The 13,309-nt window shown below is 55.4% G+C and carries 19 protein-coding genes; 17 read left to right on the top strand and 2 right to left on the bottom strand.

The annotated features are described in order from the left end of the window. Positions 1-2: 2 nt before the first annotated feature. From map to salA, 15 genes are all read left to right on the top strand, one after another. Positions 3-749 carry a type I methionyl aminopeptidase gene (gene map, locus Q7F15_RS19390; protein ID WP_171567177.1) on the top strand — a complete coding sequence of 249 codons (747 nt, stop codon included), beginning with the start codon at positions 3-5 and terminating at the stop codon, positions 747-749. A gap of 116 nt (positions 750-865) precedes the next feature. Beyond that, positions 866-1,084 (top strand): translation initiation factor IF-1, encoded by a 219-nt coding sequence (gene infA / locus Q7F15_RS19385; RefSeq protein ID WP_003333772.1) that lies wholly within the window; start codon positions 866-868, stop codon positions 1,082-1,084. Between the two features lie 31 nt (positions 1,085-1,115). Next, positions 1,116-1,229, top strand: coding sequence for a 50S ribosomal protein L36 (gene rpmJ, locus Q7F15_RS19380; protein ID WP_003333770.1), 114 nt, complete (start codon positions 1,116-1,118; stop codon positions 1,227-1,229). Positions 1,230-1,250: 21 nt separating this feature from the next. Then, entirely contained in the window at positions 1,251-1,619 is a 369-nt protein-coding gene (gene rpsM, locus Q7F15_RS19375) for a 30S ribosomal protein S13 (RefSeq protein WP_171567178.1), read from the top strand. 16 nt (positions 1,620-1,635) lie between these two features. Continuing rightward, positions 1,636-2,037 (top strand): 30S ribosomal protein S11, encoded by a 402-nt coding sequence (gene rpsK / locus Q7F15_RS19370; RefSeq protein WP_171567179.1) that lies wholly within the window; start codon positions 1,636-1,638, stop codon positions 2,035-2,037. Between the two features lie 155 nt (positions 2,038-2,192). After that, entirely contained in the window at positions 2,193-3,137 is a 945-nt protein-coding gene (locus tag Q7F15_RS19365) for a DNA-directed RNA polymerase subunit alpha (RefSeq protein ID WP_029101045.1), read from the top strand. Positions 3,138-3,256: 119 nt separating this feature from the next. Then, on the top strand, positions 3,257-3,616 hold the full coding sequence (gene rplQ, locus Q7F15_RS19360; protein ID WP_171567180.1) for a 50S ribosomal protein L17: 360 nt from the start codon (positions 3,257-3,259) through the stop codon (positions 3,614-3,616). Between the two features lie 124 nt (positions 3,617-3,740). After that, positions 3,741-4,592 (top strand): energy-coupling factor transporter ATPase, encoded by an 852-nt coding sequence (locus tag Q7F15_RS19355; RefSeq protein ID WP_304414817.1) that lies wholly within the window; start codon positions 3,741-3,743, stop codon positions 4,590-4,592. Further along, positions 4,568-5,440: an energy-coupling factor transporter ATPase gene (locus Q7F15_RS19350; protein ID WP_230077640.1), complete on the top strand. Its 873-nt coding sequence runs from the start codon at positions 4,568-4,570 to the stop codon at positions 5,438-5,440. The genes Q7F15_RS19355 and Q7F15_RS19350 overlap by 25 nt, the downstream gene beginning before the upstream one ends. 3 nt (positions 5,441-5,443) lie before the next feature. After that, positions 5,444-6,241, top strand: coding sequence for an energy-coupling factor transporter transmembrane component T family protein (locus tag Q7F15_RS19345; RefSeq protein ID WP_171567183.1), 798 nt, complete (start codon positions 5,444-5,446; stop codon positions 6,239-6,241). After that, entirely contained in the window at positions 6,238-6,972 is a 735-nt protein-coding gene (gene truA / locus Q7F15_RS19340; protein WP_171567184.1) for a tRNA pseudouridine(38-40) synthase TruA, read from the top strand. The genes Q7F15_RS19345 and truA overlap by 4 nt, the downstream gene beginning before the upstream one ends. 265 nt (positions 6,973-7,237) lie before the next feature. Next, positions 7,238-7,675, top strand: coding sequence for a 50S ribosomal protein L13 (rplM, locus tag Q7F15_RS19335; protein WP_171567185.1), 438 nt, complete (start codon positions 7,238-7,240; stop codon positions 7,673-7,675). Between the two features lie 20 nt (positions 7,676-7,695). Next, positions 7,696-8,088 (top strand): 30S ribosomal protein S9, encoded by a 393-nt coding sequence (rpsI, locus tag Q7F15_RS19330; protein ID WP_171567186.1) that lies wholly within the window; start codon positions 7,696-7,698, stop codon positions 8,086-8,088. Positions 8,089-8,260: 172 nt separating this feature from the next. Next, entirely contained in the window at positions 8,261-8,977 is a 717-nt protein-coding gene (cwlD, locus tag Q7F15_RS19325; protein ID WP_268255214.1) for an N-acetylmuramoyl-L-alanine amidase CwlD, read from the top strand. Positions 8,978-9,091: 114 nt separating this feature from the next. Then, entirely contained in the window at positions 9,092-10,195 is a 1,104-nt protein-coding gene (gene salA, locus Q7F15_RS19320; RefSeq protein ID WP_171567188.1) for an iron-sulfur carrier protein/transcriptional regulator SalA, read from the top strand. Positions 10,196-10,240: 45 nt separating this feature from the next. On the opposite strand, the gene gerD is transcribed toward salA, so the two are convergent. Then, positions 10,241-10,861, bottom strand: coding sequence for a spore germination lipoprotein GerD (gene gerD, locus Q7F15_RS19315; RefSeq protein ID WP_171567189.1), 621 nt, complete (start codon positions 10,859-10,861; stop codon positions 10,241-10,243). A 119-nt stretch (positions 10,862-10,980) separates the two neighbouring features. Here gerD and Q7F15_RS19310 point away from each other — a divergent pair, with 119 nt between their 5' ends. Beyond that, a complete protein-coding gene (locus tag Q7F15_RS19310) occupies positions 10,981-11,568 on the top strand; it encodes a KinB-signaling pathway activation protein (protein ID WP_304414816.1) in 588 nt (195 codons plus the stop codon). A 26-nt stretch (positions 11,569-11,594) separates the two neighbouring features. Here the strand turns inward: Q7F15_RS19310 and pdaB are convergent, their stop codons facing one another. Next, on the bottom strand, positions 11,595-12,359 hold the full coding sequence (gene pdaB, locus Q7F15_RS19305) for a polysaccharide deacetylase family sporulation protein PdaB (protein ID WP_230077641.1): 765 nt from the start codon (positions 12,357-12,359) through the stop codon (positions 11,595-11,597). Positions 12,360-12,483: 124 nt separating this feature from the next. On the opposite strand from pdaB, the gene Q7F15_RS19300 reads away from it, so the two are divergent. Next, on the top strand, positions 12,484-13,137 hold the full coding sequence (locus Q7F15_RS19300; RefSeq protein ID WP_171567192.1) for a stage II sporulation protein M: 654 nt from the start codon (positions 12,484-12,486) through the stop codon (positions 13,135-13,137). The last annotated feature ends 172 nt before the right edge of the window (positions 13,138-13,309 follow it).

Raw genomic sequence — 13,309 nt, 5'->3', positions numbered from 1 at the left:
GCATGATCATCCTGAAGTCGAAAGCAGAGCTTGAGGTTATGCGCGAAGCTGGTCGGATCGTCGCACTCACCCATCAAGAGCTGGCCAAGGCCATCAAGCCTGGCGTGACGACAAAGCAACTGGACGAACTCGCCGAAACCTTTATCCGCAGCATGGGAGCCATTCCATCGTTCAAAGGCTACGGTGGCTTTCCAGGAAGTATCTGTACTTCAGTCAATGAAGAACTCGTACACGGGATCCCAGGAAAACGGACGTTGCAAGAAGGAGACATCATCAGCATCGACATCGGTGCCCAGTTCCAAGGGTATCATGGAGACTCCGCTTGGACGTATCCGGTCGGCAACATTTCGGAAGAAGATCAGCGTTTGCTGCGAGTGACGGAAGAGTCGCTGTACAAAGGGCTGGAGAAAGCCATGCCTGGTGCGCGGCTGTCTGACATTTCCCACGCGATACAGATCCACGCAGAGGCTGCCGGCTTCACGCTCGTTCGCGAGTATGTGGGGCATGGGATCGGGCAAAACTTGCACGAAGACCCTCAGGTTCCCAACTACGGTCCGCCTGGACGCGGTCCACGGTTGAAACCGGGAATGGTGTTGGCAGTCGAACCAATGGTCAACGCCGGCGAACGTTATGTCCGCACTTTGGAGGACAATTGGACGGTTGTGACAGTGGATCGAAAGAATTGTGCTCATTTTGAACACACCATCGCGATAACGGAAGAAGGCTATGAGATTTTAACGCGGGCGTAGCCGATGCCCAGCTTCGCTTCGGAATTGTCGTCCAACGTGTCGACGTTAAGTTCGTTGTGTGAGCCAAACGCAAAAACTCATGGTCTGACTGAAGACAGAGGAAAGGAGAGCTTGCCATGGCAAAAGACGATGTGATTGAAGTGGAAGGTACGGTAATCGAGCCTTTGCCGAATGCGATGTTTCGGGTAGAATTAGAGAATGGGCACAAGGTGCTCGCTCACGTCTCCGGAAAGATTCGCATGCACTTTATCCGCATTCTGCCTGGGGATAAGGTAACGGTTGAACTGTCGCCGTACGACTTGACACGCGGACGCATTACGTACCGCTACAAATAAGCGAAACCCCTAGAAGAGGGAGGCAAGAACCATGAAAGTGAGACCTTCGGTTAAACCGATTTGCGAAAAGTGCAAGGTTATCCGTCGGAAAGGCAACGTAATGGTTATTTGTGAAAATCCTAAGCATAAGCAAAAACAAGGGTAATCAAGGAGGTGCTTTTAACACATGGCACGTATTGCAGGCGTTGACTTGCCTCGCGAAAAGCGCGTGGAAATCGCTCTTACCTATATCTTTGGTATTGGCCGTCCCACGTCCCAAAAAATTCTGGCCGCTACTGGCGTAAATCCGGATACTCGCGTTCGTGACCTGACCGAAGAAGAAGTCAGCAAACTGCGCGATTACATCGACAAGAACCTGAAAGTGGAAGGCGACCTTCGCCGTGAGGTCTCCCTGCACATCAAGCGTCTGATGGAAATCGGTTGCTACCGCGGCATCCGTCACCGCCGTGGCCTGCCGGTTCGCGGTCAACGCACGAAAACCAACGCTCGTACGCGCAAAGGCCCGCGCCGTACTGTAGCGAACAAGAAGAAGTAAAGGAGGGTAATTGGACATGGCGAAAAGAAAACAAGCGACTGCTACTCGTACCCGTCGTCGTGATCGCAAAAACGTGGAAGTCGGCGTAGCACACATCCGCTCCACGTTTAACAACACGATCGTAACCATCACTGATCCGCACGGCAACGCAATTTCCTGGTCCAGTGCTGGTGCCCTCGGCTTCAAGGGCTCCCGCAAGAGCACGCCGTTCGCTGCGCAAATGGCTGCTGAAGCCGCTGCGCGCGCAGCAATGGAGCACGGCATGCGTTCTTGCGAAGTGCTGGTAAAAGGACCGGGCGCAGGCCGTGAAGCTGCGATCCGTTCCCTGCAAGCAGCAGGTCTGGAAGTAAACATGATCAAAGACGTGACACCGATTCCGCACAACGGTTGCCGTCCGCCAAAACGTCGCCGCGTGTAACGGGTTTATATCGTTCAGAACATGTCCATACTAGAATGGTAAATTCTGATTCAATGGCTTGTCATGCACGCAAACGGTAAACCGCCGGGGAAATTCCTGAGTGGGCTGGATCAGCCCACCCAAGAATTTCGACGTTTTGAAGGAGGGTTTGTTTAATGATAGAAATAGAAAAACCGAAGATCGAGGTTGTGGAAGTAAGCGACGACAACTCGTACGGGAAGTTCGTTGTTGAACCTCTGGAGCGCGGATACGGTACCACTCTTGGCAACTCGCTGAGACGGATTCTCCTCTCGTCTTTGCCAGGCGCGGCAGTGCGCACCGTTCAAATTGACGGGGTCCTTCACGAGTTCTCTACGGTTGAAGGCGTTGTGGAAGATGTGACGGAAATTATCCTGAACATCAAGGGCCTGGCACTGAAGATTCATTCCGATGAAGAAAAAGTCATCGAGATTGACGCAGAGGGCGAAGGCGTCGTCAAAGCGGGAGATATCCGCGCCGACAGCGATGTGGAGATCTTGAACCCTGATCTTCACATTGCAACGTTAGCAAATGGCGGTCGTCTGCATATTCGTATGACAGCTGGACGTGGACGTGGATATGTTCAAGCAGATGGTAACAAATCGGAAGACCAACCGATCGGTGTGATTCCGATTGATTCGATTTATACGCCGATCAAGCGTGTCAACTATCAAGTGGAAAATACCCGCGTCGGGCAAATGACCAACTATGACAAGTTGACGCTTGAAGTATGGACAAACGGCAGCATCAGTCCGGAAGAAGCCGTTAGTCTCGGCGCCAAAATCATGACGGAGCATCTCAACCTGTTTGTCGGCTTGACCGATGAGGCGAAAGATGCGGAAATCATGGTGGAAAAGGAAGAGGACAAGAAGGAGAAAGTGCTCGAGATGACCATCGAAGAGCTCGACCTCTCTGTCCGTTCCTACAACTGCTTGAAGCGTGCCGGTATCAATACCGTGCAAGAGCTGACGCAGAAGACCGAAGAGGACATGATGAAAGTGCGCAACCTGGGCCGCAAATCCCTGGAAGAAGTGCAGGAAAAGCTGGCTGAGTTGGGCTTGTCCCTGCGCAGCGACGACTAGGGCAGGCTGATTGCGCCTGAACTCCGTCCTCACGGGTATTCCCTCTGGAGAGGGGATTTCAGATCTGGCTCGCGAAAGCCACAGCTGAGCGATGTCAGTGTGAAAAAGGAGGTAAGAACATGGCATACCGTAAATTGGGTCGTCGTAGCGCGGCGCGCAAAGCGCTGTTCCGCGACTTGGTAACCGACCTGATCATTAACGAGCGCATTGAAACTACTGAGATGAAGGCGAAAGAACTGCGCTCCATCGCTGAGCAAATGATTACGCTGGCCAAGCGCGGTGACCTGCATGCTCGCCGTCAAGTCGCTGCTTTCGTTCGCAAGGAAGTAGCGAATGAAGAAGGCCGCGATGCGGTTCAAAAGCTGTTCGATGAGATCGCGCCTCGTTACAAAGAGCGCAACGGCGGTTACACCCGTATTCTGAAGACAGGTCCTCGCCGCGGCGACGCAGCACCGATGGCGTACATCGAATTCGTGTAATAACACAGATTGATTGTGAAAAAGGGTGGGGACAGACTCTGGTCTTAGGCTGGACTCTGATTCATGCCCTTTTTTCTTTTCTTGTTCAATTCCCTGTCCAAGGCTGGGAGGATGTGAGCGCCTCATGAAGGAGGAACAACTGCTGGCTTTCCAGGGCGTCTCTTTTGCCTACGAGAGCGAGGTAGGAGCTGCCGTACCGGTGCTGAACGGGATCGACGTGGAGATTGCCAAAGGCACTTTTGTCTCCGTCCTCGGTCCCAACGGCTCGGGCAAGTCGACGCTGGCCAAGCTGTCAAACGGTCTCCTGCTTCCAAACGAGGGAGCTGTGATCGTCAGCGGCATGGACACCAGGGACGGCGAGTTGCTCTGGGAAGTGCGCCGCCACGTCGGCATGGTGTTTCAAAATCCGGACAATCAGATTGTGGGAGCCACTGTGGAGGATGATGTGGCATTTGGCCTGGAAAACATGGGCGTGCAGCCGGACGAGATGCGCCGCCGTGTGGACGAGGCGCTGGCGGCCGTCAGGATGGAGCGCCACCTGCACGACCAACCCCACCACCTGTCAGGCGGTCAGAAGCAGCGGGTGGCGATTGCCGGCATCATGGCGATGCGCCCATCCGTGATTATTCTGGACGAGGCGACAGCGATGCTGGACCCCCAAGGACGGCGTGATGTGCTGGCCTTGGCCCGCAGGCTCAACCGGGAAGAGGGAATTACGGTGGTAAATATCACCCATTTTCCCGAGGAAGCCGTCTTTTCCGACCGGGTCATCGTCATGAGCGGCGGGCGGATCGAGTTGGACGGTTCCCCTTCCGAGGTGTTTGCCCAGCCGGAGCGTCTGCAGGAGTTGGGTTTGGACGTGCCGTTTGCCGTCCGGCTTCGCCGTGCGCTGGCGGACGAGGGGGTACAGCTTCCGTTTGTACTGCACCAAGAGGAGCTGGTGGAGCACCTATGCAGATTACTTTTGACCAGGTAAGCCACATCTACGCAAGAGGAACGCCGTTTGAACGGCTGGCGCTGCGCGACGTCTCGCTGACGATTCCGTCGGGCTCGTTTGTGGGCATTATCGGCCAGACGGGGTCGGGCAAGTCCACACTGATCCAGCACCTCAACGGTCTGCTGCAGCCGACGTCGGGGACGATTACCCTGGGGGACGTCAAGGTGACCCCGCGGGAAAAAATGCCCCATGCCCGCCGGCGCGACATCGGTCTCGTCTTTCAGTACCCGGAGTACCAGTTGTTTGAAGAAACAGTGGCCAAGGATGTGGCGTTTGGGCCGCTCAACTTTGACATGCCGCCGGAGTTGGTGGAGATTCGGGTCCGGGAGGCGCTCGAAATCGTGGGACTCGACTATGATTGGGTCAAGGACCGCTCCCCGTTTCAGCTGAGCGGCGGGCAGATGCGGCGTGTGGCGATTGCCGGCGTATTGGCGATGCAGCCCAAGGTGCTGGTATTGGACGAACCCACGGCAGGGCTTGATCCCGCCGGGCGCAAGGCGATTTTGGAAGGCATATACCGGATTCATCGCGAACAACGGCTCACCACCGTACTGGTCACGCACAGCATGGAGGAAGCGGCCCGCTACGCCGACCGGCTGATTGTCATGGCAGAGGGACAGGCCGTGCTGGAAGGCAGCCCGGATGAGGTGTTCGCGAACGCCGTTCGGCTGCGGGAACTGGCGCTGGACGTGCCGGAGACAGTGGCGCTGGTCACGCAATTGAACCAACGGCTGCCGGAAGCGGAGCGGCTGCCTTCGTCCCTCTATCGGGAGGAAGCGCTGATCGAACAACTGTTGGCCCGGCTGTCCGTGACAAAGGAGCGATAGGCCATGCTGCAGCATATTGCGATCGGCCAGTACGTGCCGGGACAATCGTTTCTCCACCGTACCGACCCCCGCAGCAAACTGCTGTTCGTGATCCTGTTCGCCGCGCTGGTTTTTTGGGCCAACAATGCGGCCACCTATGCCGTCCTGGTGGGGATTGCGCTGGCTGGCATCCTGTTGTCCCGCCTGTCGCTGACGTATATAGTAAAAAGCCTGCGCCCTGTCTGGCTGCTGATCCTCTTTACCGTGGTCCTGCACCTCTTGATTACCAAGGGAGGAGAGGTCTACTTTAGCTGGGGATGGCTGAGCGTCGAGGAAATGGGCGTCAGGCAGGCGGTGTTCATCTCGCTTCGCTTGACGCTGCTCGTGCTGATCAGCTCCCTGTTGACGCTGACGACGTCTCCGATAGACCTGACGGAAGGGTTGGAGCGGCTGCTCGGTCCCGCCGGCCGGATCGGCGTTCCTGTGCACGAGATCGCCCTGATGATGTCGATCGCGCTTCGCTTTATCCCCACGCTGATGGAGGAGACGGACAAGATCATCAAGGCGCAGACGGCTCGGGGAGCCAATTTGACCGAGGGCAGTCTCGTTCGCCGCGCCCGCAGCCTGATGCCGATCGTCATTCCGCTGTTTATCAGCGCATTCCGCCGGGCGGAAGAACTGGCTTTGGCGATGGAGGCGCGCGGTTATCGCGGAGGCGCGGGGCGCACGCGTCTGCGCAGGTTGAAGTGGAACTGGCGGGACGGCTGCATGGCTGCGGCGGCTTGCGCACTTACGTTTGTGATAGGATGGTGGCGCACATGAGGCGTTTGAAGTGCGTCGTGGCCTACGACGGCACGGATTACAGCGGGTTTCAGGTACAGCCCGATCAGATTACGGTGCAGGGCGAGATCGAAGCTGCGCTGCGGCGGATCACTGGAGAGGAGATCCAGATTGTCGGTTCAGGCCGGACTGATGCCGGCGTCCACGCCCGCGGCCAGGTGTTCCACTTCGATACTGCCAGCGGCATTCCGCTCGAGAAGTGGGCGTTTGTGCTGAACAATCAGCTTCCCGATTCCATCGTCATCCGCTCGGTGGAAGAGGCGGCTCCGACGTTTCACGCTCGTTTTGATGTCAAGGTCAAGGAATACCGTTACTGCATCGACAACGGACCGACCCCCGACGTCTTCCGCCATCGCTATGCCGACCATATCCGCCACCCGCTTGATCTGGAGGCGATGAGGCGCGCTGCCGCTCACCTGGTTGGCGAGCACGACTTCACGTCGTTTTGTTCGGCCAAAACCTTTGTCGAGGACAAGGTGCGGACCGTGTATGACCTGCGCGTGGAGCAGACAGGCAGCGAGATTTGGGTCGTCTGCCGGGGCAACGGGTTTTTGTACAATATGGTGAGGATCATCGTCGGGACTCTGGTGGAAGTGGGCCAGGGCAAGCGCCACCCGGATGAGATCAAGGACATTCTGCAGGCGCGGGACCGGGAACAGGCCGGAAAAACGGCGCCCGCAAAAGGGCTGACGATGTGGGAGGTTACCTATTGACGCTGGGCGGCCGGTTCAAGGTGGGGCAGGCGATTTTCCAGCCGTTGGGGAGGAACTCCGCACTTGACTCTGCCTTTCTGATGTAGTACGATATCTCTTGGTATTTTCATACCCCGCTAGCCCCACTCTAGCCCCGGGATTGAAAAACAAGAACGTGATTAAAATGAAACACCTGGAGATGTTGCTCACCCGTTACAAGCAGCATTCTCCGCTTCACGATTTCCATGATTCCAGATGGAACGGTAACAATTTAGGAGGGACAAACATGCGTACCACATATATGGCGAAACCGCTCGAAGTCGAGCGCAAATGGTACATCGTTGACGCAGAAGGTCAAACGCTCGGGCGTCTGGCTAGCGAAGTCGCTTCCATTCTGCGCGGCAAATACAAACCGGAATTCACTCCGCACGTTGACACTGGCGATTTCGTAATCGTGATCAACGCGGACAAAGTAAAACTGACCGGGAAAAAACTGCAGAACAAAATCTACTACTCCCACTCCCTCTACCCGGGTGGTCTGAAAAAGACGACAGCGGGCGACATGCTGAAAAAGAAACCTGTGAAAATGTTTGAACTGGCTGTAAAAGGCATGCTGCCGAAAAACAGCTTGGGACGTCAAATCTTCACCAAGCTGAAAGTGTACGCTGGTCCGGAACATCCGCACGCAGCACAAAAACCGGAAGTTTGGCAAATCCGCGGATAAGGTAAAGGGAGGAAAGACTCGTGGCACAAGTACAATACTACGGTACAGGTCGTCGTAAGCACTCCGTAGCACGCGTTCGCCTGGTTCCTGGCGAAGGTCGCATTGTGATCAACAAGCGTGACATGGATAACTACTTTGGGTTGGAAACCCTGAAACTGATCGTGAAACAACCGCTCGTACTGACCGAAACACTGGGTCGTTACGACGTATTGGTCAACGTAAAAGGTGGCGGCACCACCGGTCAAGCTGGTGCCATCCGTCACGGTGTAGCTCGTGCGCTGCTGAAAGCTGATCCGGAACTGCGCGGCGTCCTGAAACGCGCCGGCTTCCTGACTCGCGATCCGCGCATGAAAGAGCGTAAAAAATACGGTCTCAAAGCAGCTCGCCGCGCTCCGCAATTCTCCAAGCGCTAAGCTCAGCTGTTTCAAGGATTATTGCCCTTGGCCAGTATTGGTCAGGGGCTTTCCTATTTTTCCGCATCCTGTGTGGTTGGGCAGACAGATTGTATCTCCCGCGAGCCGTCATAATCGCCCGATTTTGTCCATATGTATGGAAAAGAGAATGGGACAAAGGGGACGGTGCAAGGTGGCTCGAAAAGTAGTCGGCTGGGTGCTTGCCTTTTTTTTGCTGCTGGTGTTGTTCACCTACGAAGCGCCGGATCGCTCTTCCTGGACGGCTTGGTCGCTGCCGCTGGCCGGTACGGTGATCGCCATTGATCCGGGACACGGCGGACCGGACGGCGGGGCCGTTTCTGCGGATGGGGCGGTCGTGGAAAAAGACGTGACCCTGGCCATCAGTTTGTATTTGCGCGATTTCCTGCAGCAGGCGGGTGCTTACGTAATCATGACCCGGGAGGAAGACAAGGACCTCGCTTCTCCGGAGGTGCAGAAGCTGCGGCAGCGCAAGTCGGAAGACATACGCAACCGGGTCAAACTGGTCAATGACAGCACGCCCGATTTTCTCGTCAGCATTCACGTCAATGCCATTCCCTCGCCGCGCTGGTCCGGCGCGCAGACCTTTTACTATCCGGCTTACAAAAAGAGTGCGGAGATGTCTTACCTGATCCAGGACGAAATTAAACGGGTGCTTAACAACACCGATCGCCATCCGATCAAAACGGATGACGTCTTCCTGATCCGTGAAGTGAACTGCCCGGCAGTGCTGGTGGAAGTGGGCTTTGTCAGCAACCCGGAAGAAGCGAAACGGCTTCGTTCCGTCGCGTATCAGAAAGCGCTGGCCAACGCCATTTACCAGGGCATACTGCGCCATTACTCGGGCGAGAAGGTGCCAAACCTGCCGTAAGCGCGCCCGCAAACGTGTCCAGCCCTGTTGGATATGCTATAATGGACGCGCGTACGACTGTAGACAATTGGCTAAAGACGCGTTTGACAAATATTGATGCCTGAGGTGGACGATATGTTGACCAAAGAACAAGTGCTGGAAGCGCTGCGTGATGTGAAAGACCCGGAACTTAACCGCAGCCTGGTGGAATTAAACATGATTCGCGACATCCGCATCGACGGAGATACGGTCAGCCTGACTGTCGTGCTGACGATTACCGGCTGTCCGCTGAAAGCGAAGATCGAGCAGGACGTCATTGATGCGCTCAAGCAATTGGGGGCCAAGGAGGTGCGCCTCCAGTTCGGAGCAATGACAGACGAGGAGCGGGCCGCTCTGAGCGCCCAATTGCGCGGGGGACAGACACCGCCGTCTGCTCCTGCTGGACAAGCGCCGCTGTTAAACCCGATTCTGGCCAAAGACTCCCACACCACTTTTATCGCCATCACCTCCGGAAAAGGCGGCGTCGGCAAGTCCACCGTCACCGTCAATCTGGCCGTCTCGCTGGCCCGCTTGGGTAAACGCGTCGGCATTATCGATGCGGACATCTACGGGTTTAGCGTACCGGACATGATGAACATCGAACAGCGCCCGACGGTGATCGGGGAGACGATTTTGCCGGTGGAGAAACTTGGCGTGAAAGTGATGTCCATGGGCTTTTTCGTGGAGGACAACTCGCCGGTGATCTGGCGCGGTCCGATGCTGGGCAAGATGCTGCGCAACTTCTTCACGGAAGTGCACTGGGGCGATGACCTCGACTACATGCTGCTCGACCTGCCGCCGGGAACGGGGGACATGGCCCTTGATGTGCACACGATGATTCCGCAAAGCAAGGAAATCATCGTGACGACGCCGCACCCGACAGCCTCGTTTGTCGCCGCTCGGGCGGGGGCGATGGCCAAGCGGACCGGACACGAGATTCTCGGGGTCGTGGAAAACATGGCCTGGTACGAAGCCAAGGATGGCTCCAAGGAGTACGTGTTTGGCAAAGGGGGCGGGGCGAAACTGGCGGAGGTGCTCAGCACCGAACTGCTGGCCCAGATTCCGCTCGGTCAACCGGACAACCATCCGGCCGAGCCGGACTATACGCCGTCCGTCTACCGGGCTGATTCGCCAATCGGCAAGCTGTATCTGGATATGGCCAAGCGCGTCGCCGAAAAGTGCGAAGCCGGCGGCCAATAAGGGAAAACATAAAGGTGGGCTCTTGATCCGAGCTCACCTTTTTCCTTAGGATTGGCCTTCTCCGCTGTCTTCGCCGCCACTTTTGCTCTTGCCTTTTTTCATGGTTTTGGGTTTCATCATGTCTTCCGCGGCCTTGGTCATCAACGTCATCATTTCGGCCTGGAACAGCGGGCTTTGCAGCGCTTCCTTCATGATCTGCATGGTTTGTTTCCGGTAGGCGGAGCTTTTCATCAGGTCCATCAAGTTCTTTTCAAACTCTGGGTCCCGCATGATGCTGAGCATCAGTTTCTGATACTCGGGATCCTTCATCAGGTCTTTTAACAGCGCCTTGTGCTCGTTCTTCATCGATTTGGCCAGTGTGCTGGTAAATTTCGGGTCCTTGAACGCTTCTTTGATCTGCGGATTGTCCGGCTTGGAAATGCTCTGAATCAGGGCGGTACGCACCGTGGATTCGTCCATGATGATGTTTTGCTTAACTGATTCGTCCTTCAACATGTTGATTACGGATTGTTTCGCTTCGTCCGTCTTCAAAATGTCCAGGACCATGTCCTTCATGCTTCTATAATCAGGCTGTGCCGTGTTCTGAGCCTGTCCGCCGACGCCGCAGCTTGTCATGACCAGGCTGACCGCCAGCAACAACCAAAACGGTACGGTTCGTTTCCTCATGGGCGGTGACCTCCTTTACCCGGTTACCTTTAACGTGCACCGATTGTTTTGTTCTTACGCTAGTATTTTCTTGCATGGGTTGGTACAATCATTATCGATGTGGATAGGAGGGACGTACGGTGAGTCTGCGCAAGTATGGCTGGCTGTTTGTAACCACCCTGCTGCTTGGCGGGTTGGGCGGAATTCTGGTTGGCTTGATTTTCGCATCGGATAAATTGCTGGAAGGCAGCATGGCCAATTTTTTCATGGGTTCGTTCATGCAAATGCTGTACGGCATGACCATCAGTATTGTGGCGCAAATGGGCTTTTTTGCCTACATGATGATTAATTACCTCGCCCGGGGGTTGTTCAAGACTGCCTCGTTGTGGAAGAGCATCCAGGTATTTTTGGTATTGTTTGCATTTTTTGATATGGTATACCTGCGTTACACGCTGTTGGGCGAAGACGGCTCTGTCTGGCCGTTTTTCGTGGAGCCGTTCCTGCTGTTGCTGGTCGCTGTTGTCACCGCATACGGAAAAGCGCGCCTGACCAACCAGACTGCATGGGTGCCTACGCTGTTTTTTATGTTCGTCTTTTCAGCCATCGAATGGATTCCTGCGTTGAAGCAATTCAACGTGCATGCCACGTTGTCAATGCTGGTGCCGCTCTTGTTCTGCAACATCTGGCAAGTCATGCATTTGCATCGTCTGGTAAAACGGGAAAGCTGACCGCTGTCTGCGGTCAGCTTTTTTCCTTACTTGACTTCCTTGCTTTGCACCTTGGAACCGGCAATCAACTCTGAGACGGTGACGAACTCGTAACCGTCAGCCCGCAGTTTGTCAATAATCTGTGGCAGGGCAAGGTGTGTCTGCTTGCAGGAATCGCTGGCATGGAGCAGGACGATGTCACCCGGGTGGGCTTTGGACAGAACGTTGTTTACAATCGTGTCGACGCCGGGATTGGTCCAGTCCTTGGAGTCGGTGTCCCACTGGATGACCGTGTAGCCCATCTCATGGGCAATACGCAGCACGCGCTTGTCAAAGTCCCCGTTCGGCAAGCGAATCAGCCTGGGCTTTTTCCCTGTCAGTTCGGTCAAGATTGTGTGGGCTCTGCCGATCTGGGAGCGAATTTCCTCGTCTGTGTATTTGCTGTAAAAGTCGTGTTTATGTCCGTGTGACCCGATTTCAAATCCGTCGTCAACGATCCGCTTGACGATCTCCGGATGACGTTGGCTCCAGGCGGAAGACAGGAAAAAGGTCGCTTTGTTTACCTTTTTTTCCTTCAGGATGTCCAAAATGGGGACGGCTCTCGTTTCTCCCCAGCTGATGTCGAAGGTCAGGGCGATTTTTTTCTCTTTGGTATCTACCTTGTAAATGGCTTGGGGGACTTTGCTGCTGTCCGAGATGACGGTGATGGAATCCCGTTCGGCATAGGCGATGCCAGCGGCCATCAGAAGAGCAGTGAAGATGATCAGCACCTGTTTCAAGCGTTGCGTGCTCAAGACGAACATGTATTTCATGACGGCACCTCCTTTGTCCCCTTACAGTTTATGCCGGATTGAAGAGGATATTCTATGTACGCACGGGTATAGTTGCGGTACACTGCATATAGTGTACTAACCAGGCTGTAAAGGAGCGTATCAAATGAACACTCGATTGCGACGCCTGTGGACGGACAACAAATGGTACTTTGTGACTGCCTGCCTGCTGTTTTTGGGCGGAGCCATGGTCGGCTATCTGCAATCCCCAGCCGTGCAGGAGATGGTCAACCGCATGGTGGACGAAATGAGGGAGTTGGTCCAGCGCAGCAAGGAAAGCGGCCTGGGGGTAATGGGTTTGTTCTGGACGATCTTTGTCAACAACGTCACCAGTTCGTTGATCATGATGGCGTTGGGGCTGTTTTTTGCCATTATTCCCGTGATCGGGATGGTGGCCAACGGCGTGATGTTCGGCTATATCCTGGCGAAGACCGGTGCTCTGGGAATAAACCCGTGGCTAGTCCTCGCGGCCGGCATTTTGCCGCATGGCATCATTGAGCTGCCGACGGTCCTGTTCGCCGCCGGTGTGGGCATGCGGTTGGGCGTGCTCAGTTTGCGTTCCATTGGCGGACTGTTTTGGCCAAACAGTTGGGAGCGGGTAAAAAAAGACTGGTACGACGTGTTGAAACAATTTCCCGTTGTCGTGCTGACCGTGATTGCCCTGCTGTTTGTGGCGGCAGTGGTGGAGAGTGTGGTGACCCCGTTGATTCTCGACGCGACCCTTGGAGAGCAGCTTCGACAGTTAAAATGGACGCAATAGCGATGGCAAATGCCCTCTGATCAGCGGATCAGAGGGCATTTGTTGTGGGACCGGGGCAATCACGGCATCTGATGAACCGGGTACCCAACATGGCAAACTGACGTTTACCGACATGACATGTACGTGATGAGACGGGGTGCGTTCCATCTTGTTGATCGTGAATATGCCTGAA

The sequence above is a fragment of the Brevibacillus aydinogluensis genome (assembly GCF_961514395.1).
GTDB classification, from domain to species: Bacteria; Bacillota; Bacilli; order Brevibacillales; family Brevibacillaceae; genus Brevibacillus; species Brevibacillus aydinogluensis.
The sequence above is the reverse complement of the archived record's forward strand: the minus strand, read 5'-3'. Positions and strand labels throughout refer to the sequence as shown.